At 38.9% G+C, this 25,057-nt stretch carries 23 protein-coding genes; 19 read left to right on the top strand and 4 right to left on the bottom strand.

Going from position 1 to position 25,057, the window contains the following annotated elements; translation table 11 throughout:
- The first annotated feature begins 39 nt into the window (after positions 1 to 39).
- Positions 40 to 405, top strand: coding sequence for a helix-turn-helix domain-containing protein (locus G592_RS15210; RefSeq protein WP_155942129.1), 366 nt, complete (start codon positions 40 to 42; stop codon positions 403 to 405).
- 56 nt (positions 406 to 461) lie between these two features.
- Here G592_RS15210 and G592_RS0100685 read toward each other — a convergent pair whose 3' ends face one another.
- Both G592_RS0100685 and G592_RS0100680 read right to left on the bottom strand, forming a co-directional pair.
- On the bottom strand, positions 462 to 1,367 hold the full coding sequence (locus G592_RS0100685) for a nucleotidyl transferase AbiEii/AbiGii toxin family protein (RefSeq protein ID WP_028246117.1): 906 nt from the start codon (positions 1,365 to 1,367) through the stop codon (positions 462 to 464).
- A complete protein-coding gene (locus G592_RS0100680; protein ID WP_028246116.1) occupies positions 1,354 to 1,977 on the bottom strand; it encodes a DUF6088 family protein in 624 nt (207 codons plus the stop codon). The genes G592_RS0100685 and G592_RS0100680 overlap by 14 nt, the downstream gene beginning before the upstream one ends.
- Before the next feature lie 205 nt (positions 1,978 to 2,182).
- Between G592_RS0100680 and G592_RS0100675 the strand changes: the two genes are divergently transcribed.
- Both G592_RS0100675 and G592_RS16785 read left to right on the top strand, forming a co-directional pair.
- Positions 2,183 to 3,517, top strand: coding sequence for an MFS transporter (locus G592_RS0100675; RefSeq protein WP_028246115.1), 1,335 nt, complete (start codon positions 2,183 to 2,185; stop codon positions 3,515 to 3,517).
- A 4-nt stretch (positions 3,518 to 3,521) separates the two neighbouring features.
- Positions 3,522 to 4,544, top strand: a complete 1,023-nt coding sequence (locus G592_RS16785) for a helix-turn-helix domain-containing protein (protein ID WP_242830128.1) — start codon at positions 3,522 to 3,524, stop codon at positions 4,542 to 4,544.
- A gap of 205 nt (positions 4,545 to 4,749) precedes the next feature.
- Here the strand turns inward: G592_RS16785 and G592_RS0100665 are convergent, their stop codons facing one another.
- Complete coding sequence (locus tag G592_RS0100665; protein ID WP_028246114.1) at positions 4,750 to 5,805, bottom strand: LacI family DNA-binding transcriptional regulator; 1,056 nt, start codon at positions 5,803 to 5,805, stop codon at positions 4,750 to 4,752.
- A 247-nt stretch (positions 5,806 to 6,052) separates the two neighbouring features.
- Here G592_RS0100665 and G592_RS0100660 point away from each other — a divergent pair, with 247 nt between their 5' ends.
- From G592_RS0100660 to G592_RS0100625, 8 genes are all read left to right on the top strand, one after another.
- Complete coding sequence (locus tag G592_RS0100660; protein WP_028246113.1) at positions 6,053 to 6,964, top strand: ABC transporter permease; 912 nt, start codon at positions 6,053 to 6,055, stop codon at positions 6,962 to 6,964.
- A gap of 12 nt (positions 6,965 to 6,976) precedes the next feature.
- The gene (locus G592_RS0100655; RefSeq protein WP_028246112.1) at positions 6,977 to 7,885 is read left to right on the top strand and encodes a carbohydrate ABC transporter permease; all 909 of its coding nucleotides are present in this window, start codon (positions 6,977 to 6,979) and stop codon (positions 7,883 to 7,885) included.
- Between the two features lie 51 nt (positions 7,886 to 7,936).
- Positions 7,937 to 9,598 (top strand): ABC transporter substrate-binding protein, encoded by a 1,662-nt coding sequence (locus tag G592_RS0100650; RefSeq protein WP_028246111.1) that lies wholly within the window; start codon positions 7,937 to 7,939, stop codon positions 9,596 to 9,598.
- Between the two features lie 81 nt (positions 9,599 to 9,679).
- Positions 9,680 to 11,203, top strand: coding sequence for a glycoside hydrolase family 32 protein (locus tag G592_RS0100645; protein ID WP_028246110.1), 1,524 nt, complete (start codon positions 9,680 to 9,682; stop codon positions 11,201 to 11,203).
- A gap of 23 nt (positions 11,204 to 11,226) precedes the next feature.
- The gene (locus G592_RS0100640) at positions 11,227 to 12,186 is read left to right on the top strand and encodes a carbohydrate kinase family protein (RefSeq protein WP_028246109.1); all 960 of its coding nucleotides are present in this window, start codon (positions 11,227 to 11,229) and stop codon (positions 12,184 to 12,186) included.
- Positions 12,187 to 12,397: 211 nt separating this feature from the next.
- Positions 12,398 to 13,720: a replication-associated recombination protein A gene (locus G592_RS0100635; RefSeq protein ID WP_028246108.1), complete on the top strand. Its 1,323-nt coding sequence runs from the start codon at positions 12,398 to 12,400 to the stop codon at positions 13,718 to 13,720.
- Positions 13,721 to 13,747: 27 nt separating this feature from the next.
- Positions 13,748 to 15,037: an aminotransferase gene (locus tag G592_RS0100630; protein ID WP_028246107.1), complete on the top strand. Its 1,290-nt coding sequence runs from the start codon at positions 13,748 to 13,750 to the stop codon at positions 15,035 to 15,037.
- Positions 15,038 to 15,046: 9 nt separating this feature from the next.
- Positions 15,047 to 16,084: an aldo/keto reductase gene (locus tag G592_RS0100625; RefSeq protein WP_028246106.1), complete on the top strand. Its 1,038-nt coding sequence runs from the start codon at positions 15,047 to 15,049 to the stop codon at positions 16,082 to 16,084.
- A gap of 22 nt (positions 16,085 to 16,106) precedes the next feature.
- Here the strand turns inward: G592_RS0100625 and G592_RS15200 are convergent, their stop codons facing one another.
- On the bottom strand, positions 16,107 to 17,339 hold the full coding sequence (locus tag G592_RS15200; RefSeq protein ID WP_051194686.1) for an MFS transporter: 1,233 nt from the start codon (positions 17,337 to 17,339) through the stop codon (positions 16,107 to 16,109).
- A gap of 384 nt (positions 17,340 to 17,723) precedes the next feature.
- On the opposite strand from G592_RS15200, the gene proC reads away from it, so the two are divergent.
- The 8 genes from proC (at position 17,724) to queF (ending at position 24,656) form a co-directional block, all read left to right on the top strand.
- Positions 17,724 to 18,518, top strand: coding sequence for a pyrroline-5-carboxylate reductase (gene proC, locus G592_RS0100615; protein WP_028246105.1), 795 nt, complete (start codon positions 17,724 to 17,726; stop codon positions 18,516 to 18,518).
- Positions 18,519 to 18,569: 51 nt separating this feature from the next.
- Positions 18,570 to 19,685, top strand: coding sequence for an SLC13 family permease (locus G592_RS0100610; protein ID WP_028246104.1), 1,116 nt, complete (start codon positions 18,570 to 18,572; stop codon positions 19,683 to 19,685).
- Positions 19,686 to 19,910: 225 nt separating this feature from the next.
- Positions 19,911 to 21,434, top strand: coding sequence for a cellulase family glycosylhydrolase (locus G592_RS15195; protein ID WP_051194685.1), 1,524 nt, complete (start codon positions 19,911 to 19,913; stop codon positions 21,432 to 21,434).
- Between the two features lie 315 nt (positions 21,435 to 21,749).
- Complete coding sequence (locus tag G592_RS0100600; RefSeq protein ID WP_028246103.1) at positions 21,750 to 22,172, top strand: 6-pyruvoyl trahydropterin synthase family protein; 423 nt, start codon at positions 21,750 to 21,752, stop codon at positions 22,170 to 22,172.
- A gap of 2 nt (positions 22,173 to 22,174) precedes the next feature.
- Complete coding sequence (queE, locus tag G592_RS0100595) at positions 22,175 to 22,843, top strand: putative 7-carboxy-7-deazaguanine synthase QueE (RefSeq protein ID WP_028246102.1); 669 nt, start codon at positions 22,175 to 22,177, stop codon at positions 22,841 to 22,843.
- 13 nt (positions 22,844 to 22,856) lie between these two features.
- Positions 22,857 to 23,429, top strand: coding sequence for a GTP cyclohydrolase I FolE (folE, locus tag G592_RS0100590; protein WP_028246101.1), 573 nt, complete (start codon positions 22,857 to 22,859; stop codon positions 23,427 to 23,429).
- A gap of 9 nt (positions 23,430 to 23,438) precedes the next feature.
- Positions 23,439 to 24,125 (top strand): 7-cyano-7-deazaguanine synthase QueC, encoded by a 687-nt coding sequence (queC, locus tag G592_RS0100585; protein ID WP_028246100.1) that lies wholly within the window; start codon positions 23,439 to 23,441, stop codon positions 24,123 to 24,125.
- Between the two features lie 39 nt (positions 24,126 to 24,164).
- The gene (queF, locus tag G592_RS0100580) at positions 24,165 to 24,656 is read left to right on the top strand and encodes a preQ(1) synthase (protein ID WP_028246099.1); all 492 of its coding nucleotides are present in this window, start codon (positions 24,165 to 24,167) and stop codon (positions 24,654 to 24,656) included.
- Positions 24,657 to 25,057: the final 401 nt, after the last annotated feature.

The following is a 25,057-nucleotide window of genomic DNA, read 5'->3' as shown; positions in this document are numbered from 1 at the left end:
ACACCTAATCTTAGTAATAAGGTTGAGAGAGCTGATAATGTGATAACAATACAAAACGACCTATGTTTGAGTCGCTATGCAAAAGAGCAGGACATAGAATATCTGGTTGAGTTTACAGAAGAGAAGTCTGCAAAGAATTTTACTGAGAGACCTCAGTTCCAGAAGCTGGATAGAGCAGAGCGGCAGCGCTTATATATTTCCAAAGCAATCAAGGATGGTATTGCTGCAAGTAATAAACGTAGTGGAAGAAAGCTTGGGCAGTTTGATAAGCTCACACCTGAGCTAAAAGCAGATATTCAAGCATACCTGCATGACCGTTCAATTAAGCAGGTTGATTTGATGAAAAAATATGGGATTTCTAGGAATACACTGAAGAAATATATTGAGAGTGAACAGAAGCACTAGGATTCCTAGTGCTTCAAATTTGTATTCACATTTAGAATTTACAATTCTAATCTATATTATTTAAAAAGCTTTCTTGTAAATTTTAATACGAAGTCTTTTGTCTCATCGTATGGTATAGCATCTGTTATCAATTTCAACGTAGTAAGCTCATAATCAGATTTATAAAAATCTTTATCACAGTATTCTTTGATTAAATCTGGAATACTGTATTTAATATCAGCTGAAGGGGCTAAATTATTTTTCATCTGTAATCTGTGTTTACGCACCTCTGGAATCAACGCTTTAAACGAATCATCGATTTCAACATGCTGCGCCAATTTATAGATATCATAAAGATGACGAGAATTTCTGGCAGCTTTACCTTGAAGATAATAGTCACAAGTGGCAAAGATTTTGTCTATTAAAGTTCGCTTTAGCGATTGCACCTGCATAGAAAAAGGTGCCAGGTCGTAATCTGCGATAAGTTCTGGTTCATCATCTTTTAAAGCATCGTAGATATAATTACTTAACATTTGTTCTTCTGTAGGGAACGCATAGGACATGAGAGCTGTTTCAAGTTTCACAAAAGGAGTCAAAAATGAGTCCTCAACAATTGATTCATAGCCATAATCATAATGGTTATATTCTTTGTTGCTCTCGATGTCATCCCAGTTAAGAATTTTCAAGCCAAGTTTATCTGCCAAAGGTCCAAGAATCTCATATTTTAATTTCTTTCTTCTGGCAACACCTATGTGCTCAGTGAATGTGATATCAATATCCTCAGAAAAGCGGTCAATTACACCATAGGCTTTAGATAACGAGGTGCCGCCCTTGAAACAAATTGGATAATCGCTTTCTGAAAGTTCTTTAAGAATGATTGTTACATAATAGTCTTTTTCAATAATATCCTGAGCCTGCCCGGTTCTCTCAGCAGTGAGAGCGATAACATCTGCAAATAGTTCTTTATCTTCATGCAAGTACATTGTCTAACCTCAATTCATAATAGTATTTAAATGTTGTAAGTGGATAGTTTCTAATATATTTATCAATATCGCTCCGCTTGATATTATGAGCTTCTATAAACTTTATGAAACACTTCCTAGCTTCTTCGTAATCGTAATCTAAGTAAGAATCTAATTCTGAAAGAAGATCAAGCATTTGAAGAACATAAACATTGCTTTCATCTATTGAAACTATAGGCTTTTTTACGCTAAATTTTCTGCTGCCAATGGTGACTGTCCTAGGGGCAGAGTTGGTATTGTTACTAACAATTTCGACCACGTATGGAACCTGTGTCGAAATACCTATCTGATTTGCAAAGGTATTCCCTGCATAAAAGCCATCAATCTTTCCATTCTTCATAATGAACCTGTATTTAGCAACAGTATCAGCAGTAGGACCTACAGCTGATTTCAGTCTTGTCTTTTTAGGAATATAATAAATGCCATTGTCATACTTAGCCAACATTCCTTTCTTACAAAGAGTGGCTAGCTGTTGAGTCAAAGCAGGCTTTGAAATAGTTCCATCGTAAATGTCTGAGAAGAAGATTGGTTCTCCTTCTTTATAATGTTCAGTTAAGTATGTGTATATCATATAATCACCGCCTTAACAAAATAATATATCTCATATAATCTGTTAAGTATATTTTAGCATGGATTAATTATGTAATCAAGCAATTGACTAATGTTTCCAAATAAGAAAATATATTTATTCGAAACTAGAAAAATAGTATATTATATAATAGTAGAGAGGTTTCTATAATGCTATTATCAGGAGAAAGTAATTGGAGGAATGCATTATGGAAACACAGGGAAAAATCAGTTACTTAACAGTTTTAAAGCAAACAAATATAAGACGATTGCTAATTTCATCTGTAATCAATCGATTTGGTGATTGTGTAGATGCTATTGCTTTTACATGGCTAGTGTATCAGATTACGGGAAGCGCTACTTGGACTGCCGTAATATTTGCAATGAATCAATTGCCTGGAGTGGTGCTTTTGCCCTTTGCAGGAGCGTGGGTAGAAAGTAGAAACAAGAAAAAGATTATTGTATATACGGATTTTATTAGGGGCCTTATAATAGCAGGATTTGTCTGTTTGTTTTTTCTTGGCAAAGCTAATCCGTATTTGATGATTTTATTTACTGTGCTAATTACCACAGTTGAGTCTATAAATCAACCAGCAGAATCAGCCTTCGTACGAGAGCTTGTATGTCGAGAATACTATCCTACTGTGCAGAGTTTAAGAATGGTGGCGGGCCAAATGGCTACAATCATGTCAACAGCGAGTGCAGGCGTTATAATTGCGAAGCTTGGCGTAAATGTTGCAATGCTAATAGATGTTGCCACATTTTACATCTGTGGATTTATCATCCTTTTCATCCAATATCAGCAGAGAGAATTTGATGATGAAAGTATCAATGAGCAAAGCTATATGACTAAGCTGGCGGAAGGGCTTAAGTACATTAAGAGAAAAAAGATGGTTATCTATTTGTGTGTTGTTGCAGTGGCATATAATTTTTTCTTGTCGCCATATAATTGTTTGCTTACACCACACATAATTGATTTCTATAAAAGAGATGCGGATTTTCAAAGCTTTTGTTTGAGTTGGAATTGGACTGCGGCGATAGTTGGTTCGTTAATTGTTGCAAAGGTAGCAAAGAAATATCGTTTTAAAATAGTGAATGCCATAAGCGGGGAGTTTATTGGAGCTGCGCTAGTTTTATTTGCCATTGGAGGAAGTGTAGGGGTAGGAAGATTATCACCATTTGTTTTTGCATTGACGTCCATGGTTTTGATTGGAACCTTTGGTTCAATTACATCAGGAGTGCTTAATATAGAATTTGCGACTAATGTTGAGCAGGATTATGTGGCCAGGGTCTCATCAGTATTTAATGCATTTGCATGCGCATCAATGCCAATAGGTTCAGGGATAGTCAGCCTTTTTACATTAAAATTCAATTCTTTACAAATTATAGAGTTTTCAGGAATTGCTTGTGGAATGTTTTTTGGAGGCTTGCTGGTTTTGGCGTACATAGAGAAAAATAAGGAGAAGAATTATGCAACATCGATTACCAGAGAATATCAAATCATGCAGAAAGAAAATGGGGTTAACTCAGGAGCAGTTGGCTGAGACAATGGGAGTTACAGTTGGCACAGTTTCAAAATGGGAAAATGGAAACTGTATTCCAGATATAAATATGATTATGGATTTGGCTGATTTTTTTAATCTTTCTATGGATACTTTGGTAGGGTATGACTTGTCCTCTAAAAAAGTAGATGATATTTTGACAAGCATTCAGGAAGAGCTAAGCAACCATAATAATGAGGTAGCCTTGGATATGGCGGAGAAGGCGGCAAGAAGATATCCCTTAAATGTGAAGCTTTTGCAGAAGTGCGCATTGATATGCAAAATAATGTACATGGATGACAAGGATGATTTATATAGACTGAATGCGATTGAATATTTAGAGAAGGCCCTGGAGGTCGTAAAGAATTCGCCAGATAACAGGAGAGAGGAAAGTGAAATTATCCTGGAAATGGCAAACCTTCAGAAGGATGACGAGAAGGCCCTTTGGCTACTACAATCAATAAATGTAAAAGGTGTATTTAATGATTTGGTGGGTGATAGACTTTATAGTCTGGGGAGAAAAGATGAAGCACTGGACTATTATGATAAGGCAATCAATTTGGGCGTGTTTGATATTTATAGTGCAGTAGCCCAATTAAATGGGCATTTGATAAAAATGAAAAAATATGGCGATTCAATAGAATTACTATCATGGCTGGTTTCAATAATCAAGGGGATGATAAAAGGTAATAGTGTGTGTTATTTTCATCGCACACTGGCAATGATGCATTTGCAAACAGCTCTCGACTATTGTTTGCTAAAAGATAAAGAAAACATGATTTCTTCTTTGGAACAGGCAAAACAATACGCTAAGCTATTTGACTCAAATCCTGTTTTTGAAATATATACAGGCACAAAGTTTGTATATGGTCCGATGAGTGATAAGCCTGTTGCATATGATGACATAGGTGGTGTTAGCATCTTGAATGGACTTCAAACAATAATTATGAACTATGTACAAAGCGATAATATGGATTTTGATAAATCGGAAAAAGAATCAATTAGTAAGATGCTAGATTACTTTAAATAAAAGATAAATTACTAAGTCTCACAGAGCCTATAAAATAAGGCTTTTTGGGAAGTAGGATTTGATGGGATATTTTAAAGTGAAAATTCCTTAAATTCTACTTGGTTGCCACCTTCAAAATAATGAAGGGCAGCACCGCCACTACCGCCTAAAGTAACAAAAAAGGTTGATCACTATCAAGTGGACAACCTTTTTTGTTATGTGAATATTAATCTTTAGTGGAACCTCTTAAAATAAGATTTGCCTCCGTATATACGGTACGATAGTTCAAATCTGGCTGCTCAATTCTTGATACTAAAAGATTTGCAGCAGTAAATCCCATAATCTGGGAATGAATGTGGCAGGTGGTGAGTGCAGGAGTCATAACTTTTGATTCTGCAGAATCATCGAAGCCACAAATCATAACATCCTCTGGGTATGAATGCTTTTGGATCTTGAGACAGTTTACAAGATCGATAGCAACGAAATCATTTGCGCAGATAAATAGCTCTGGTAATTTCTCGAGCTTTGATAGCTTTTCGAAAAGACAAGCAAAGTATTCTGGTCCATGCGTATGGATATCTGTGAGACAGTATTTCTCGTCAATCTCAAGACCATTTAAAAACATGGCGTTTCTAAAGGCTACATATCTTTCAAAGAAAGATCGACAGTGATTTGATTCTCCTATGAATCCTATTTCTTTTACACCGCGTTTTTTCATCTCAGAGATGAGAGTGAAGATGCCAGTGGTGTTGTCCATAAGAAGAACATCACCAGCAAGCTGATGGGTGTAGCTTCCTACGGGAGCATCTACAAATAATATAGGAATGTTTAACTCGCAAAGCATTTCACAGTACTTTTGATTAAACATTTCGACACAGATGATGCCTTGAGTTCTTTCCTTATTAAAGCTAGCTGGTAAACTAAGTGCCTCAACATTCTCAGGTGTGATTCTCTGCATTGTAAGTCCATAGCCAAGTTGTGTTATTTCATATTGAAATTTATCAAGCATAGTAGATGCAAAATGTGAATTGTCTAGAAATGAGCCACTGAAAAAAGCAATATCTCCAGTTGCTAAAGGTTTTTTTGCTGAGGCCTTATCTAGGAAATCTTCCATAGAATTAGCATATGAGAATTGCTTATATCCCATCTCAACAGCTTTTGCCAAAACCTTTTCTCTGGTGGCATCTGCTAAGATACCTGTATTATTGATAGCCTTTGAAACTGTATTTCTAGATACCCCGAGGGCATCTGCAATATCTTGAATGGTGACTTTATTCGCCATAATAATCCCCCAAACGTAGTTGATTTTTATTGTCCTAACTATCATAAAATGTAAAAATCATTTTGTCAAATGTAAAAATGTGAAAAAATTATGATACATTTGAACAAAAGTAAACAGGCCATTCTGTATACTTTACACAAACATGAAATAACAATTGCGACATATGTAAAAATGTGCTATATTTAACACATCGAAAAACTTGTGCAAATGCACAAATGCACAAACAAGTGCAACATAAGGAGGAGAAATGAAGACGAAGGCGAAAATGCATAACACTTGGTTGTATGTGATGCATCATTGGAGATTATATGTGTTCTTTTTAGGACCAGCATTATTACTGACTATAATTTTCAGATACTTACCAATGGGTGGTATATTGATTGCTTTTGAAAAGTACAGTCCATTCAAAGGATTCTTAAATAGTGAGTGGGTTGGTTTTGAATATTTCAAGCAATTTCTTACATCACCAGATTTTATGACATATCTGGTAAACACTTTGAAGCTTAGTGTGTTCGGATTATTGTGGGGATTCCCAGTACCAATTATCTTAGCACTATTACTTAATAGAATAGAGAGCGCACGAATCAAACAGAAGATTCAGTTGGTACTCTATATGCCAAACTTTATCTCAGTTATCGTACTTTGCGGTATGGTTAGAATTTTCCTTTCAGTAACAGGACCACTTAATATGTTACTTGGAACTACAATCAATTTCCTAACATTACCAGAAGCGTTCAGACCAATTTACATTATATCTGGTATCTGGCAGGGTGCAGGTTGGGCATCAATTATGTACACTGCAGCACTTGCAAATGCCAGCCAGGAACTTAAAGAAGCTGCTCAGATTGATGGAGCAAACATCTTCCAGCAGATCAAAGCAGTTGAGTGGCCAGCAATTAAAGATATGGTAGTTATCCAGTTTATTCTTCAGGCCGGAAACATCATGAGCCTTGGCTTTGAAAAGGCATACGCATTACAGACAGATTTGAACTTAGGTGCATCAGAAATCATTGCTACCTATGTATATAAGAAAGGTCTTTTGGATGGAAACTATAGTTATTCAACAGCCGTTGGTTTGTTCAACACTGTTATCAACCTTATCTTATTAATCGTTGTTAATAAGGTGGTTGAAAAGATGAATGACGGACAGGGACTTTAATTGGAGGTTATGATGGAAACAAAGAAGAAAAAAAGTAAATTCGCCAAGTATTCACTAGGCGATAAGACATTCTTACTTATTGGATATATACTTTTGGGTCTATTCGTTCTTGCGATTATTGTACCTATGATTTACATCGTTATCGCATCATTTATGGATCCAATCACTCTTCAGAACAAGGGTCTTACATTTGATTTAGAAAAATGGACACTTACCGCTTATGAAAGAGTAATTTCAAATGCACAGATTTGGGTTGGATTTAAAAACTCAATTCTATATTCAGTTTTATTTACATTTTTATCTGTGTTTATCACAATGCTTTGTGCTTATCCAATGTCATTGGAGGAGTTCAAGGGAAGAAAATTCTTTAACACCATTTTTATGATTACTATGTTCTTTGGTGGTGGATTGATTCCTACATATTTGTTGATAAGCAAAATGGGCTTGCTTGATAGCATGTGGGCAGTAATCCTTCCTGGAACATTTTCAGTTTGGAATATGATTATTGCCAGAACATATTATAGAGGTATTCCTTCAGAGTTAAGAGAAGCTGCAGAAGTAGACGGAGCTAATGAACTAACCTTTTTCTTCAAAATCCTTTTGCCAGTTTGTGCTCCTGTAATTGCTGTTCTCTGTCTATGGCAGTTCGTTGGAATGTGGAATAGTTATTTCGACGCTATGATATATCTTAATTCTGCTTCAAAACAACCTTTGCAGTTGGTTTTAAGATCTATACTGATTCAAAATCAGCCAGATCCGGGAATGATTGCTGATATGCAGTCGACAGCTCAGAGAGCACAATTGGCAGAACTACTTAAGTACGCAACCATCATTATTTCAAGTTTACCACTTTTAGTAATGTATCCATTCTTCCAGAAGTACTTCGATGCAGGTATCATGGTTGGTTCAGTAAAGGGTTAATAAGTAAATAGCAGCAAAAGCTGTTATATAAATTAGGAGGAGAACAAGAAAATGAAGAAGAGAAATGCAAAACGTATTGTAGCTGCAGCTCTTGCGATGACAATGGCTTCATCAATGTTTGTCGGCTGTGGCAAGGGTGGCAACGGTGCCAGCAATGCAGATAAGGTAGATGCAAGCAACATCACTTGGCCACTTGCAGAGCAGGTAACAATCACAGGAACAATCAGCTATCCTGTAGGAACAGAGGAGAATCCTAACAACCGTACAATCTTCAAGAGACTTGAGGAAGAGACAAACGTACATGTTGATTGGACAGCAATCTCATCTGATCAGTGGGGTGATAAGATTTCCCTCAATATGTCAAATGTAAACACACTTACAGATATGGTATTTAACGCTGGTTTTGGCGACAACGACTTAATCAGATATGCAGATCAGGGCGTTATCGTTCCAGTTGAAGAGTACATTGACAACAACATGCCAAATCTTAAGGCAGTATTTGATAAGTACCCAGAGTACAGAACAATGTGCGAGGATGAGGATGGACACATTTGGGCACTTCCTTGGATCGAGCAGCTTGGTAGCGAAAAGACAGCTATCCAGACAGTTGGTAACAACATGACATTCATCAACCAGAAGTGGCTTGACTTCCTTGGACTTGAGACACCTACAACAGTTGATGAGTTCGAGCAGGTACTTTTAGCATTCCAGGAGCACGCTTCAGAGCTTCAGAAGGAATTCGGTATTGATGGTGACATCATTCCTATGTCTTGCATCGTAAACGATCAGGATCCAAACCTTCTTACAAACGGTTTTGGCGATGGTATCGGTGATGTAGATATGGGTCAGCATATTGCAGTAACAGATGACAAGAAGGTTATTTGTACAGCAACAACAGATGGTTTCAGAAAGGGTACAGAATGGCTCCACAAGCTTTACGCTGAAGGCCTCATCGACCCAGAGTGCTTTACTCAGGACTGGGCTACATACGTAGCAAAGGGTAAGTCACACAGATATGGTGTTTGCTTCTCTTGGGATGTTGCTAACATCGATAACATTACAGACTATGTACCACTTAAGGCTTTAAAGGCTGATACAGTAAACGTTACACCACAGAACGGTTCATTCACATCAGGTTTCGACAGAGGTCGTTGCGTAATCACAAGTGTATGTAAGAATCCTGCATTCGTTTGCGCTTGGCTTGACAAGATGTACGATCCATTCCAGTCTCCACAGAACAACTGGGGAACATATGGTGAGGACGATGATTTCGATATCTTTGAATTAGGCGAGAACGCTGATGGCGAGAAGATGCTTAAGCATGCACCACTTGGCGATGCTTCTCCAGTAGAAGTACGTGAGGCTGAGTGTGTTGGTGGTCCTCTTGCAATCTTAGATGAGTACTACGGAAAGTATGTAACTTGCCCAGATGATGCTCAGTATCGTCTTGATTGGATTAAGGATTACTATACAGATGATATGCACGGCAAGTATGTATACCCACGTGTATTTATGAACTCTGAAGATACAGAGAAGCTTTCAGCAATCCAGGCAGACTTAGTAAGCTACCTTAACTCAAGCAAGGCTGAGTTCATCAGAGATGGTATCACAGATGATTCTTGGAATGCTTACCTCAAGCAGGTAGATGATTATGGTGTAGCAGAGTACCTTGATATTTATCAGAAGTACTTTGACGATTTCTACGCTAACTAAAAGTATTTTGTGGGCGCTTTTATAAGTTGCCCACAAAGTTTTTATAAACAAGCTATAACTTAGGAAGGAATTTAATTAACTATGAACAGTCAGACTCTTCGCGAAGCAAGAAAATACGAAGAAGCACAGGAAAAACTTATTGCAAAAGAAACCCGACCAAAGTTTCATTTAACACCACGTGTTGGTTGGATGAATGATCCAAATGGTCTTTGCTATTATGAAGGCAAATATCACATGTTTTATCAGTATCATCCATATGATGCCCACTGGGGCCCAATGCACTGGGGTCATGCAGTAAGTACTGATTTACTTCATTGGGAGTTCCTTCCTGCAGCTTTAGCTCCAGACGAATTCTATGATAAGGATGGAGTATTTTCTGGAAGCGCTATTACACTTGAGGATGGTAGACATCTTCTTATGTACACAGGTGTTATGAAGCGCACAGTAGAAAATGGACAGATGAAAGAATTCCAGACACAGTGTGTTGCTGTTGGTGATGGAATTGATTATGAAAAATACGAAAACAACCCAGTTATTAATGCTGATTTGATTCCAGAGGGATCTAGCAAAACTGATTTCAGAGATCCAAAGATTTGGAAGAAAAAAGATGGCACATACAGAGTATTAGTTGCTAACCGTGCAGCAGATGGCAGCGGACAGCTCTTATTATTCAAGAGTAACGATTGCTTTAAATGGGAATTTGAAAAGGTTTTCGCGTCTAATAAGGGGAGATATGGTCTTATGTGGGAATGCCCTGATTTCTTTGAATTAGATGGCAAGGGGGTTCTTCTTACAAGCCCACAGGATATGCTTCCAGAAGGCTTCGAATTCCATAATGGTAATGGAAATATCTGCATTATTGGTGGATATGATGATGCTACCGATTCCTTTACAGAGGAAAAGGTTCAGGCTGTAGATTATGGTATCGATTATTACGCTATGCAGACTGTTGAAATGGTAGATGGCAGACGTGTAATGATTGGTTGGATGCAGAACTGGGATACAGCAGGTGCTCACGACGCCAGAGAGCCTTGGTTCGGACAGATGGCTCTTCCAAGAGAAATCTCTATCAAAGATGGAAGATTACGCCAGTGGCCAATCAAAGAATTAGAGGACATGAGAAGCGGCAAGGTTGAGTACAAAGACTTTGAAATTTCTGCAACAACAGATTTGAAGGACAGAGATAGTGAGTCAATTGACGGAGCAATTTCTCTTGAAGGAATCAATGGTCGTTGTGTAGATTTAGAGCTTGAAGTAAGACCAAAAGATGTTGATGCAATGTTTGACAAGTTTGTCATTTCTATTGCAGCAGATGAAAAATATCATACCGATATTGTTCTTAGACCTAAGGAGAATATCGCAAAAATCGATAGAAAGTTCTCTGGTAGCAGACGAGCAATAGTGCACCAGCGTAGAGCTCATATTCCTTGGAATAAGGATTCTATCAAGCTTAGAATTGTTATGGATAGATACAGTATGGAAGTATTTTTTGAGGATGGTCTTTATGTAATGACAGCTTCACTTCCTACAGATGTATCATGCGATGGAATCTTCTTCAATACAAATGAAGATGCAATTCTTAACATTGTTAAATACGATTTATAAAAAGCGCTTAGGGAGATTAATAAATGGTTGATGTAGTTGCATTAGGAGAGCTATTAATAGACTTTACTGAAAATGGCATAAGTGAGCATGGAAATCCACTGTTGGAGGCAAATCCAGGTGGAGCTCCTTGTAATGTGCTTGCAATGCTCCAAAATTATGGCAAGTCCACAGCCTTTATAGGTAAGGTTGGAGATGATAATTTTGGTCATATGCTTTCAAATACTGTAGCAGGTCTTGGCATTAATGTAAGTGGATTAAAGTATGACAAGGATGTTCATACTACTCTTGCATTTGTTCATACCTATGAGGATGGTGACAGGGACTTTTCTTTCTATAGAAATCCCGGTGCAGATGTTATGCTTTCAGCTGAAGAGGTAGATACTGACCTTATTAAGAGTGCCAAGATTTTCCATTTCGGTACCCTTTCTATGACACACAAGACTGTGGAAGAAGCAACTATTAAGGCTTTGGATACTGCAAAAGAAAGCGGTATCTTAGTAAGCTTTGACCCTAATCTTAGACCACCACTTTGGTCAGATTTAGAAATCGCTAAAGAAAAAATGGATTTTGGATTCCGTAAATGCGATATTCTTAAAATCTCTGATAATGAAATAGAGTTCTTTACTGGAGAGACAGATATCCTTAAAGGGGCTCAGATTATTAAGGAAAAATATGGAATAAAGCTTGTATGTGCCACACTTGGTAAAGATGGCAGCTATGCCTTGTATGGTGATACTGTTGTAGAGTGTGCTCCATTTTTAAATCCTAATACTATTGAAACAACAGGTGCAGGAGATACATTCATGGGGTCAGTTATCAATTCTGTTCTTGAGGTTGGAATAGACAATTATGATGAGGCTTCTCTTAAAGAGATGTTAACAACAGCAAATGCAGCTGCTTCTCTTATTACTACGCGACGAGGAGCTCTTAGGGTTATGCCTTCAGTAGAGGAAATACATAACTATATAAAAGATGCAAAATAGAATTATTAGAGATGAAAATTTGTGCACTACGGACAAATGTCTCCCGGGGACAAACTTTTTATTGTAATATGGATTGAATTATAGTATAGTATCAAAGGTGATTACTTTAGCTTACTAAAGTGAAAGCTTTTGATACTATTTTTATTTTATGAATAGAACGTTTGTGCTATAATGTTTGTGCTAATAATTCGAAAAAATAGGAAGGTATCACATGGATCTTTTTGATTATATGAGGCAGGAAGCCAAGAAAAAGGAGTCGCCACTTGCAGCTCGTCTTCGACCTACCACACTTGATGAGGTAGTAGGCCAGCAGCACATCATTGGCAAGGATAAGCTCCTATATCGTGCCATCAAGGCAGACAAGCTTTCTTCTATCATATTTTATGGGCCTCCTGGCACAGGCAAGACTACTCTTGCTCAGGTTATTGCCCATACTACAGCAGCGGAATTTACATCTATAAATGCCACCACATCGGGAAAGAAGGACATGGAGGCCGTGGTGGAGGCCGCAAAGCAAACGCTCGGGGCTTACGGCAAAAAGACCATCTTGTTTATAGATGAGATTCATAGATTCAACAAGGGGCAGCAGGACTACCTGCTTCCATTTGTTGAAGATGGCACCATCATCCTTATTGGTGCCACCACAGAAAACCCTTATTTCGAGGTTAACGGAGCTCTTCTATCAAGGTCTATCATCTTCGAACTGAAGCCACTTGAGGCAGATGACATTAAGACTTTGATAATGCGAGCAATCACCGACAGCGAAAAGGGACTGGGAAGCTATGATGCAGTCATTGATGATGATGCACTTGATTTCTTGGCAGACATTGCCAATGGCGATGCCAGAAGTGCCCTTACAGCAATCGAGCTTGGTGTGCTCACTACAGACAGAGCCGAAGATGGAAAAATTCATATTACAATAGATGTGGCCAGCGAATGTATTCAGAGAAGAGTTATAAAATACGACAAAGATGGCGATAACCATTATGACACCATCTCTGCTTTTATAAAGAGTATGAGAGGCTCGGATCCTGATGCAGCAGTTTATTATCTAGCTAGAATGCTATACGCAGGAGAGGATCCAAAGTTTATTGCCAGACGTATTTGCATCTGCGCATCTGAGGATGTAGGAAATGCAGATCCTATGGCGCTTGTAGTTGCTACAAATGCGTTTCTGGCAGTTGAGAGAATCGGAATGCCAGAATCACGTATTATTCTTTCACACGCAGCCACATATGTAGCCTGCGCACCAAAGTCAAATTCAGCCTACGGAGCTATTGATTTGGCTATGGCAGAGGTGAAGAATAATACCACGCGACCAATACCTACTCACCTTCAGGATGCTCACTACAAATCAGCTGGAAAGCTGGGGCACGGCATTGGCTACGAATATGCACACGATTTTCCAAATCACTTTTCACATCAACGTTACTTACCTGAAGGTTTGGAAATCGGTGATTTCTATCGACCAGGAAATCTGGGATATGAACAGATTATCAATGAGTACTTGGATAAAGTACGTAATGATAAATAAATTAGGTAATAAAGGAAGGACCATGCAATGAAAAAGTACAGCGAAATGTCATTACAGGAATTAGAAGCAGAGAAGGAGCAGCTCTTTAGTCAGTACAAAGACTGGCAGCGAAAAGGCCTTAAGCTCGATATGAGTAGAGGGAAGCCATCAACAGAGCAGCTTAATCTTTCTATGCCTCTTTTAGATATTCTCGACGGCAAGTCTCTTATGAAGTGCATGAACGGAGTAGAGACTAGAAATTACGGACAGCTTGAGGGCATCGTTGAAGCACAGCATCTTATGGCAGAGATTATGGATTGCCAGCCAGAGCAGGTTATCGTAGGAGGAAACTCATCACTTAATCTTATGTTTGATGCAGTGGCTCGCGGTTACATGTTTGGTTTCGGTGGATGTACACCATGGTGCAAGCTTGAAAGAGTAAGATGGTTATGCCCAGTACCAGGTTATGACAGACATTTCGCTATTACACAGCATTTTGGTTTTGATATGATTAACGTCCCAATGAACGAGGACGGTCCAGATATGGATGTTGTAGAAGGCTTAGTTGCAGCAGACGACAGCATCAAGGGTATCTGGTGTGTACCTAAGTATTCTAATCCACAGGGTATCGTATATTCTGATGAGGTTGTTAGACGTATGGCTAATCTTAAGCCTGCAGCTAAGGACTTCAGAGTATTCTGGGATAACGCATATGCGGTACATCACTTATATAAGGAAAAGAAGAAGATTTTAAATATTCTTCACGAGTGTGAGGAAGCAGATAATCCAGACTTAGTATTTGAGTTTGCATCTACTTCAAAGATTACATTTGCAGGGGCTGGAATCGCTGCTATCGCTTGCAATCATAGAAATCGTGAGGAGCTTAAGAAGACACTTACAGTTCAGACAATTGGATTCGATAAGGTAAATATGATTCGTCACGCAAGATATTTTGCAGATGTAGAATCAGTTGATAAGCACATGGAGAAGCATGCTAAGATTCTTCGTCCTAAGTTTGAGCTTGTAATCAAGACAATGGAAAGAGATTTGGCTGAGCCAGAGTGTGGTAGCTGGATTTCACCAAAGGGTGGATACTTCATCACATTTGAGGCTCCAAAGGGTACAGCTACTCGTATCGTAGATTTGGCTAAGGAGGCAGGCGTTGTTCTTACACCAGCAGGCGCTCCATTCCCATATCACATGGACCCTAACGATTCAATCATCCGCTTCGCTCCATCACTTCCACCAATCGAAGAGCTTGAGCAGGCAGCAGATGTATTTACAGTTTGCGCACGTATCGCATATCTTGAGAAGCTTATCAATATGAAGGCTGTATAAGGTGTTGCTATGAAAGAAGTCACATTAGGACGCACTGGTATTAAGGTTCCACAGAATGGTTTTGGGGCACTTCCAATCCAAAGAGTTTCTGTGGAAGAAGCAGTAAGGATTCTCAGAAAAGCTTATGATGGAGGTATGCGATTTTTCGATACAGCCAGAGCATATAGCGATAGCGAGATAAAGCTGGGAGAGGCCTTTGGAACAGGCTTTGTTAAAAGGGAAGAAATCGTAATTGCTACAAAAACAGCAGCAAAGACTCCAGATGATTTTTGGAAGGATTTGGATACATCCCTTACAAATCTTAAAACTGATTACATTGATATTTATCAGTTTCATATGATGGGACAGTGCTACAAGCCTGGAGATGGAACTGGTATGTATGAGTGTATGGAAGAGGCTAAGCGCCAGGGAAAGATACGCCATATTGCTGGAACTGCACATAAGCTTGGTGTTGCCAAAGAGCTTATTGAGTCTGGATTATATGAAACAGTTCAATACCCTATGAGCTATCTTGCATCAGATAAGGAGATAGAGCTTCTAAAGCTTTGTAATGAAAACAATGTGGGCTTCATTGGGATGAAGGGCTTGGCTGGAGGATTAATTACAAATTCTAAGGCTGCTATGGCTTTCATCAGCCAGTTTGACGGAGCAGTTCCAATCTGGGGAATACAAAAGGAATCTGAGCTGGATGAATGGCTATCATATATGGATAATACACCAGAATATGATTCTGAAATAGCTAAGTTTATTGCGGATGAGAAGAATGAGCTTAGTGGAGAATTCTGTCGTGGATGTGGCTACTGCATGCCTTGCACAGTTGGTATCCAGATTAACCAGTGTAACAGAATGATTCTTATGCTTAGAAGAGCACCTAGTGCTGGATGGCTCAGCGAACACTGGCAGGCAGAAATGGAAAAAATCAACGACTGTATTGAATGCGGAAAATGCATGACACACTGCCCATATGAGCTTAATATCCCTGTACTTCTAAGAAAGAACCTGGAGGATTATAAAGAGGTTCTTGCAGGAAATAGAAAAGTGCAGTAATCAAATACGTAAGATGATGAGTTTAGTCAGCCTGTACATACAGCTGACTAAACTCTTTTTTGTCCAGGTATACAAGCATCAGTGCTGCGATGACAGCGACCATTGTCATTGCAATAGAGAAGGCCCAGGCGTAGGCAGGGCCGAAGGTGTCAAACATTCTTCCACTGCCGAACTGTGTGATGCCCTGCATAAAAGCACCGGCGAAGTTTGTCACACCAAAGATGCGACCTCTATGGCTTTCAGGTACACGTTCTGCAAGGAATGCGCCCATCATAATGGTGGTAAGGATTTCACCAAAAGTAAATAAGGCGATTGAAACATAGTAGCCGCCAATGATTCCAAATGATAATAGGAATGCTGCAAAGCTAACGACCTGAAGGAACACTCCAAAAGCAAACTTTTTGGTCAGATCTACTTTTTCAAATACCATAGTGATAATAGGTGTAAACAAAACTACTAAGAAACAGTTTACACTAGTGATAGTTCCATAAATTACTGAGCCTTTCTCCGGAAAGGCTTTTGCTATGTCTAAAGGCATAAGGTATCCAAATTGAGAGTACGCGCCCTGATAAAATGCCAACGAAATAATAAATGCAATCAATGCACCGCTATTTCTGATAATGCTCCAGATGTTTAGGCCATCGTCGGCGGATTCTTCTACATCCTCTGTAGGAGCTTCCTCCAGCTTTTCATCTTTTACGAACAGTCCAATTAATACTGTTGATACACTGATAGACAGACCACTGATTACAAAACACAGCCAGAGATAATTATTGAAAAGCAATCCAGCTAATGTAGGCGAGAGGATAAGTCCGATATTAGCTCCTAAATATAATAAAGAAAATGCTTTTTCTCTTTTTTCTGCAGGTGTAATATCAGCAACCAGAGCCTGATATGCAGGGCTTTCCAAAGTCTGGAAAAAAGCGCCTACCAACAGTACGCAGATGGAGAATATTGAAAGAGGCAGGAAACCACTGATGACAAATAAAACAATAGACACAATGTCACAGTAAATAATGACATGCTTCTTATTGAACCTGTCAGCCACATGTCCACCCAAAAGATTTGCAGGTAAAAATAAAATGCCAGAGAAAATAGTAAAAAGCGCAGTTTCAGTGGCATTGAACCCAATTTTCTTATTAAGAATAAGTGTTAGCATAGGCCAAATCATGGCACCCATATTGGTGACAATTCGACCTATAAATAATATGTAGTTGGCCCTATTTAAACCCTTATATTGGCTGAATAATTTCATCTTGTCTCCTATTTGCGCTTCGTATTTACGATATTTATTGGATTATATCTGATAAAAAGCTTGATTACAAGTAGTGCCAGTGGGGGAGCAAGAATATAAAAGATATTCAATAACATCGCCAATTTCACCTGATCTCTGGAATCCAAAAGTGGTGTTACCATTAGTACCAATGATTGCATTCCAATTTTTGGATGGAAATTTTATATATTTTGCTACTTGATTTGCTCTACTACCTACAAAACCGCGGGATTTTCTAGGTAGTAAATATTGTCCCATTATACTACCAGCAGCCATGAAACAAGGAAAAATGAATGTACAGAATAATTCTAAAATGATACACTTAGTGTGTTGTTATAGGGCTTTTTTGATTGCAAGGAGGAAAACATGAAGATAGGTTTTATTGGTGCTGGAAACATGGGTAGTTCCATGATGGGAGGAATCATCTCATCAGGTACAGTTGAGGCACAGGACATAATGGCAAGTGATATTTTCCAGGCTACATTGGATGAGCTTAGTGGTGAGCTTGGTGTAAATACAAGTATCAGTAATAGGGACGTTGTAGATTTTTCTGACATCATTATTATTGCAGTAAAACCACAGTATCTTCCTGATGCAATTGGTGGAATAAAGGATATGGATTTTAGTGACAAGGTTGTTGTTAGTATTGCTGCAGGACAGTCACTTGCACGTTTGAAAGAATTATTTGGCAAGGATTTAAAGCTAATTCGTGTTATGCCTAACACACCAGCTCTTGTTGGAGAGGCAATGAGTGCTTTAAGCCCAAACGAGCTAGTAACTGAAGAGGATATTGAAATAGTTGTTGAGCTTTTTGAATCCTTTGGAAAGGCTGAGATTGTTCCTGAAAAATTGCAGGATGCAGTTGTTGGTATCAGCGGATCATCTCCAGCTTATGTATATATGTTTATTGAGGCACTTGCAGATGGTGCAGTTGCAGAGGGCATGCCAAGAGCACAGGCTTATAAGTTCGCGGCTCAGGCAGTTCTTGGTTCTGCAAAGATGGTTCTTGAAACAGGAGAGCATCCAGGAGTGCTAAAGGATAATGTTTGCTCACCAGGTGGCACCACTATAGAGGCTGTTGCAGCTCTTGAGGCCCTTGGTTTCAGAAATGCAGTAATCGAAGCAGAGCGTGTCTGCATAGAAAAATCCAGAGACTTGTAGTATTATAAGGCTTGGCCATGTGCCAAGCCTTAAATTTTGGAGTATAAATAAATGGAAGCAGTAAAAAACTTTATAAGAAATGAAATAGTATTAGTGGTAGCCTTTGTTTTGGCAGTGGTGTCCAGCTTTGTTGTACACCCAGATAACAAGTACATAGATTACATTGATTTTAGAACATTAAGCATTTTACTTGCCTTGATGATTACCATGGCAGGGCTTCAGCGTCTTCAGGTATTCAGACAGATAGGAGAATTGCTTGTGGCAAAGATGAGCTCTATCAGAGGAGTTGTGCTTGTGTTGATAGGTCTTTGCTTTTTCTCTGCAATGTTTATCACAAATGATGTGGCACTTCTTACCTTTGTGCCATTTTCAATTGTTACTTTGTCTATTTCCAATCGCAGAGATTTATACATTATTGTAATTGTTCTTGAGACAATCGCTGCAAACCTTGGCAGCATGCTTACACCTCTTGGAAATCCGCAAAATTTATATTTGTATTCTCTGACAGGCATGAGTCTTGGTGCATTCATAAAGCTCATGTTGCCATACAGCATAGTAGCTCTTATTCTTTTGATTATCTGTGGATTTGTATTTGTGAAGGCTGCTCCAGTTACGTTGGCGGAAAAGCATATATATGAGCGTACCAAGCGCGACAGGAATATGATAGCTATGTACGTATTTACGTTTTTAGTATCTATCCTTGTAGTAGCCAGAGCCTTAGATTATAGAATTGGATTAGCGATAGTGGTGGTGCTTACTTTGGTATTTGATAGACGTGTACTTAGAAAGCCGGATTACTCACTTTTGTTTACATTTATTTTCTTATTTATTTTTATAGGAAACATTAAGCGAATCCCAGCGTTATCCGATGCTATAGGTAGCTTTTTACAGATTAACGAGGTGGGAGTATCCATTTTCCTAAGCCAGTTCATCAGCAATGTCCCAGCAGCAATTCTCTGTTCAGGATTCACAAATAATGTTGATAAGTTGATTATTGGAACGAATCTTGGTGGACTTGGTACGCTGATTGCATCCATGGCCAGCCTGATTTCTTTTAAACAGTACAGCTATATTGACGGAGCTGATAAGAAAAAATATATGGGTGTTTTCACATTGGCAAATATCATTTTCTTAATTGTGATGTGTTTAATCTATATTTTATTGTAAATTAATAAAAAATAATTATTATCAGGGACTTCCTCGGAAGTCCCTATTTTACTGGGAAAAATGGAAATTGTCAGAAAAATATATTACAAAAAAGTTCATATTTATAACAAAAATATTACAAAAATGTTTACATTCATGGAGGCTTATGTTATAGTGTACTCGCAAGCGAAAATAAACAGTTTTTTATAAATTGTTTATTAATAATCAGAAAGGGCAGAATATGTAATGAAAAGAAGAGTAAGACTTATTACTTCATGCGCATTAGCTATGGCATTGGGGGTTAGCGGGCCCGCCTCCATTTCAAATGTTAATGCTGCAAACGTTACAGTACAGGCGAACACCGTGTCTAAAGCTCAGACTCCGGTTGGACAGCATGGTACATTATCAGTAAAAAAGACAAATGGTTATGCTGCACCAACTATCGTAGACAAGAATGGTAAGCCGGTACAGTTGCATGGAATTAGTACACACGGTGTACAATGGTTTCCACAGTACATAAGCAAGGATAGCTTTAGGAGCCTGAGGGATGATTGGGGAATCGACACTGTAAGACTTGCAGTATATGCCAGGGAGAATGGCTATACTCAGGGAAATAAGGACTTAATGGACAAGAAAATCGATGAAGCTGTTTCAGCAGCTAAGGATTTAGGAATGTATGTAATCATCGATTGGCACGTTTTAAGTTATAACCCTAATGAGGACATTGATGCTGCAAAGACATTCTTTACTAAATATGCGGTAAAGTACAAGAATGTTGACAATGTAATCTTCGAGATTGCAAATGAGCCTACTGGTACAAACTGGTATGACGGCAGTGGAAAAGATTTATACACATACAGCAAGACAATTGCTGGCATCATCAGAGGTACAGGTGCTAAGAACATCATCATCTGTGGTACAAATGACTGGTCTCAGAGAGTAGATCAGGTTGCGGATAAGCCACTTAAGAATGATGGTTTTGAGAACATCATGTACACAGTTCATTTCTACGCGGCAACACATTATGACAATATTAAAGAAAACGTAAGAAAGGCCGTTAAGGCAGGCACACCAGTTATCTGTACAGAGTTTGGTGTATGCGATGCTTCTGGAAACGGTGGATACGATTTCAGCAATGCTGATGATTGGATGAAGCTCTTCAAAGAGAACAACATCAGTTTTGCATTATGGAGCTTATGTAATAAGAATGAGTCTGCTTCAGTTATTTCATCATCATGTAACAAAACAAGCAACTGGACAGAATCAGATCTTACAGAGGCGGGTAAGTGGCTCGTAAAGACATGTAAGGCACTTAATGGAAACAGTGGTAGCGTAAACCCAACCCCTACCCCTACTCCAAAGCCTACACCAACACCTACCCCTAAGCCTACAGTTAAGCCAACACCAAAGCCAACCCCAACACCTACCTCAAAACCTACCCCTACTCCTACTCCTGAGGCAGGACAGACAACAGGTGGAAGTGTTACCTTTGACATTCCATCTGATTGGGGCACAGGCTTTTCAGCAAATAATACAGTAAACAATAACACAAACAAAACCCTTAATGGATGGACAGTAGAGTTCGATAGTGATGTTGAAATCACAGCAATCTGGAATGCTAAGATTTCTTCACACAAGGGTAAGCACTACGTACTTACGAACGAATCTTATAATGGTACAGTAGAAGCTGGCTCATCTGTTTCATTCGGCTTTAATGGAACTAAGAAAGATGGTTCCAAAGCTACATTCACAAATGTTAAATTACGTTAATGTTTGTATAACTTCGTAAAACCCAACCTTTTTCATATTTTTATACTCCCTAATATATATAGAAGGTCGCAATGGCGTAAGCTGTTGCGACCTCTTCGTTATTTTTCTTGCATTTTTTGATTTTAGGGTGTATTATATGCTGGCAATTAAAAAATAGAAGTTCACTCATATGAGTGAGGGACAGTTCATTAGTACCATCCTGTCCATAAACAAAACCAGGACTCACATTAGTTATTTACGTAATTTTGAGGCTGCTGGACGCAGTCTTTTTTATTTCTTTGGTATATCAGGTCCTGGGTTCATAGGAGATTTTCAATGTATTATTTAACTGCAGAAGCTTCATTTGATGGAGCACACTTTTTAGCTGGCTATGAAGGAAAGTGTTCTAATTTACATGGTCATCGCTGGAGAGTAATTTTAAAGATTAAGACAGATAAGCTGCAGAAAGAAGGTCAGCAGCGCGGAATGGTAGTAGATTTCGGCGATGTGAAGAATGCTCTTAAAAAGGAGACAGACTTTTTCGACCACAGCTTTATATATGAAGAAGGTTCTCTTAAAGAGGCTACAGTAGCGGCTTTAACGGCAGAGGACTTCGAGATGCATGCAGTGCCTTTTAGACCTACAGCAGAGAATTTTGCAAAGTACTTTTTTGATAAGTTTAAGGAATACGGTTTTACAGTTGCAGAAGTGACAGTATATGAGACTCCAAATAACTGTGCAAGCTATTCGGAGGATTAATTATGTCAGTATTTTTTGTAGTAGAAAAGTTCGTCAGTATTAATGGCGAGGGGCAGCACGCAGGTGAATTAGCAGTATTCATCAGACTTCGCGGTTGTAATTTGGCATGTAGCTATTGCGATACAAGATGGGCATGTAGCTATGAGGCTCCAGCTGAGCAGATGACTGAAACTGAAATTATAGATTATGTAAAATCAACAGGTATTAACCGTGTCACACTTACAGGTGGAGAGCCACTTAAGGCTAGAGATATTAAGGATCTTTTGAGAGCTTTCGCAGCAGAGCCAGACCTTAAGGTGGAGATTGAGACAAATGGAAGTGTTAACATAGTTCCATTTGCAGCTATTCCAAATGCACCTGCATTTACACTTGATTATAAACTGGCAGGCTCAGGTATGGAGGACAAGATGGATTTATCCAACTTCGCATTCCTTCAGCCTAAGGACACTGTTAAGTTCGTATGCTCAGACGTAAGTGAGCTTGATAAGGTATGTGAGCTTGTTGATACATACGGTCTGGCAATGAAATGCACAGTTCTAATCAGCCCAGTTTTCGGACGTATTGACCCAGCTGATATGGTCAATTATTTAATCGAACACAAGCGTAATGATATTCGATTACAGCTCCAGCTTCACAAATTTATCTGGGATCCAGATAAGCGCGGAGTGTAAGAAAGAGGACAGTATGGCAATTAATAAGGAATTAATTAAGGAAAGCGTTAGAAATATAATTATCGCTCTTGGTGACGACCCTGACAGAGCAGGTCTTATTGAGACTCCAGACAGAGTTGCCCGCATGTACGAGGAGGTTTTCGAGGGAATGAATTACAGCAATCAGGAGATTGCTGATATGTTTAACAAGACCTTTGACGAGGACTATTATGATGAGAACAGCCAGGACCTTGTATTCGTAAAGGATATCGAGGTGTTCAGCTACTGCGAGCATCATCTTGCCCTTATGTATGACATGAAGGTCAGCGTGGCATATATTCCAAATGGAAAGGTTATCGGCCTTAGCAAAATTGCACGTATCGCTGATATGGCTGCAAAGCGTCTTCAGCTTCAGGAGCGTATCGGAAATGATATTGCTGAGATTCTTCAGATGGTTACAGGTTCTGAGGATGTGGCTGTATTTATCGAAGCAAGCCACTCTTGCATGACAGCTCGTGGCATCAAGAATGCAGGAGCCCGCACTCAGACCCAGACTTTACGTGGAAAGTTTAAGACAGATAGAGATTTATTAGCGAGATTATTTTAGGAGATATTTATGAAAGCATTAGTTTTAGTCAGTGGTGGTGTAGATTCCACCACTTGCCTTGGAATGGCAGTAAAAGAATACGGAAGCGAGAATGTAGTAGGTCTTTCAATCTTCTACGGACAGCGTCATGATAAGGAGATAAAGGCAGCAGATGCTGTTTGCGAGCACTATAATGTAGAGCACATCACTCTTGATTTATCTACAATGTTCCAGTTCAGTGACTGCACACTTTTACAGCACTCAGATGGAGAGATTCCAGAGGAGTCATATGCTGAGCAGCTTGCAAAGACAGAAGGAAAGCTAGTGAGCACTTATGTGCCATTTAGAAATGGTCTTTTCCTTTCAAGTGCCAGCGCCATTGCCCTTTCAAAGGGATGTTCAAAGATTTACTATGGAGCACACAGCGATGATGCAGCAGGCAATGCTTACCCAGATTGCTCGGAGGCATTCAACAATGCCATGAACACAGCTATTTATGAGGGTAGTGGAAAGCAGCTCGAAATTGTTGCTCCATTTATAAGCCTTACAAAGTCACAGGTAGTGAAGAAGGGACTTGAGATTGGTGTTCCTTATGAGCTCACATGGAGCTGCTACGAGGGGCACGAGAAGGCCTGTGGCAAGTGTGGCACATGTATTGACAGAAAGGCGGCATTTGAGTTAAACGGGGTTACAGACCCAATTGAATACGAAAACTAATTATCGTATATACGAATTGAAATATGGAGGTAAATAATTATGGCAGATAGAAAAGACGAGGGAACATTAACCCTTCTAGGAAACAAGAACAACACATATCCAGATAACTACGCACCAGAGATGCTTCAGACATTCTTAAACAAGCATCCTGAGAACGATTACTTTGTAAAGTTTAACTGTCCAGAGTTTACATCACTTTGCCCAATCACTGGTCAGCCAGATTTTGCAAACATCATCATCTCTTATGTTCCAGGTGAGAAGATGGTAGAGAGCAAGTCACTAAAGCTTTACCTTTTCAGCTTCAGAAATCACGGTGATTTCCATGAGGATTGCGTAAACATCATAATGAAGGATCTTATCAAGCTTATGGATCCAAAGTACATCGAGGTATGGGGAAAATTCACTCCAAGAGGAGGCATTTCAATCGACCCATATTGCAACTATGGCAAGCCAGGCACAAAGTGGGAAGAGGTAGCCTTCAACCGCATGGCAAATCATGATATGTATCCTGAGAAAGTGGATAATAGATAAAGATGAGTTTATCTGATTAAGAGAAGTCGATATTTACCGGCTTCTCTTTTTATTTGTTTCAACCTGCTTGAAACTGGGACTGTGGCAAGTCACAACCTCTAACCAAGGTCCCTTAAGATTGCTTTATCAATTTGTAAGCTATAAACCAAGTGTTTTCGCTTGTCATTGATAAAATAACTAAGCTTGAGATGTCTAAATCATAATATTTATCAATGGAGCTTCTACTAATCGCATAAACACGTTATCTATTGATAATAATCGAAATTTTAATATTGCAATCAATAAATAATTATCAATAGAAAACGAAAGTATCAGAGTTACATACTTGTAAATTGATAAAGCCTGTCTTGAAAACTATATATAAGAAAAGTTTTGTCAGAAGTATAGCTTTAAAAGGCTTG

The sequence above is a fragment of the Pseudobutyrivibrio ruminis CF1b genome, assembly GCF_000424005.1.
Taxonomy (GTDB): Bacteria; Bacillota; Clostridia; order Lachnospirales; family Lachnospiraceae; genus Pseudobutyrivibrio; species Pseudobutyrivibrio ruminis_C.
Note: the sequence above shows the minus strand (reverse complement) of the source record. Positions and strands in the feature narration are given on the sequence as shown.

What these genes read in the sequence shown, in the direction of transcription:
- G592_RS0100685 (WP_028246117.1), bottom strand. Translation starts at nt 1,367, where the DNA reads ATGTACTTGCATGAAGATAAAGAACTATTTGCAGATGTTATCGCTCTC.
- G592_RS0100680 (WP_028246116.1), bottom strand. Translation starts at nt 1,977, where the DNA reads ATGATATACACATACTTAACTGAACATTATAAAGAAGGAGAACCAATC.
- G592_RS0100675 (WP_028246115.1), top strand. Translation starts at nt 2,183, where the DNA reads ATGGAAACACAGGGAAAAATCAGTTACTTAACAGTTTTAAAGCAAACA.
- G592_RS16785 (WP_242830128.1), top strand. Translation starts at nt 3,522, where the DNA reads ATGGGAGTTACAGTTGGCACAGTTTCAAAATGGGAAAATGGAAACTGT.
- G592_RS0100665 (WP_028246114.1), bottom strand. Translation starts at nt 5,805, where the DNA reads ATGGCGAATAAAGTCACCATTCAAGATATTGCAGATGCCCTCGGGGTA.
- G592_RS0100660 (WP_028246113.1), top strand. Translation starts at nt 6,053, where the DNA reads ATGAAGACGAAGGCGAAAATGCATAACACTTGGTTGTATGTGATGCAT.
- G592_RS0100655 (WP_028246112.1), top strand. Translation starts at nt 6,977, where the DNA reads ATGGAAACAAAGAAGAAAAAAAGTAAATTCGCCAAGTATTCACTAGGC.
- G592_RS0100650 (WP_028246111.1), top strand. Translation starts at nt 7,937, where the DNA reads ATGAAGAAGAGAAATGCAAAACGTATTGTAGCTGCAGCTCTTGCGATG.
- G592_RS0100645 (WP_028246110.1), top strand. Translation starts at nt 9,680, where the DNA reads ATGAACAGTCAGACTCTTCGCGAAGCAAGAAAATACGAAGAAGCACAG.
- G592_RS0100640 (WP_028246109.1), top strand. Translation starts at nt 11,227, where the DNA reads ATGGTTGATGTAGTTGCATTAGGAGAGCTATTAATAGACTTTACTGAA.
- G592_RS0100635 (WP_028246108.1), top strand. Translation starts at nt 12,398, where the DNA reads ATGGATCTTTTTGATTATATGAGGCAGGAAGCCAAGAAAAAGGAGTCG.
- G592_RS0100630 (WP_028246107.1), top strand. Translation starts at nt 13,748, where the DNA reads ATGAAAAAGTACAGCGAAATGTCATTACAGGAATTAGAAGCAGAGAAG.
- G592_RS0100625 (WP_028246106.1), top strand. Translation starts at nt 15,047, where the DNA reads ATGAAAGAAGTCACATTAGGACGCACTGGTATTAAGGTTCCACAGAAT.
- G592_RS15200 (WP_051194686.1), bottom strand. Translation starts at nt 17,339, where the DNA reads ATGAAATTATTCAGCCAATATAAGGGTTTAAATAGGGCCAACTACATA.
- proC (WP_028246105.1), top strand. Translation starts at nt 17,724, where the DNA reads ATGAAGATAGGTTTTATTGGTGCTGGAAACATGGGTAGTTCCATGATG.
- G592_RS0100610 (WP_028246104.1), top strand. Translation starts at nt 18,570, where the DNA reads ATGGAAGCAGTAAAAAACTTTATAAGAAATGAAATAGTATTAGTGGTA.
- G592_RS15195 (WP_051194685.1), top strand. Translation starts at nt 19,911, where the DNA reads ATGAAAAGAAGAGTAAGACTTATTACTTCATGCGCATTAGCTATGGCA.
- G592_RS0100600 (WP_028246103.1), top strand. Translation starts at nt 21,750, where the DNA reads ATGTATTATTTAACTGCAGAAGCTTCATTTGATGGAGCACACTTTTTA.
- queE (WP_028246102.1), top strand. Translation starts at nt 22,175, where the DNA reads ATGTCAGTATTTTTTGTAGTAGAAAAGTTCGTCAGTATTAATGGCGAG.
- folE (WP_028246101.1), top strand. Translation starts at nt 22,857, where the DNA reads ATGGCAATTAATAAGGAATTAATTAAGGAAAGCGTTAGAAATATAATT.
- queC (WP_028246100.1), top strand. Translation starts at nt 23,439, where the DNA reads ATGAAAGCATTAGTTTTAGTCAGTGGTGGTGTAGATTCCACCACTTGC.
- queF (WP_028246099.1), top strand. Translation starts at nt 24,165, where the DNA reads ATGGCAGATAGAAAAGACGAGGGAACATTAACCCTTCTAGGAAACAAG.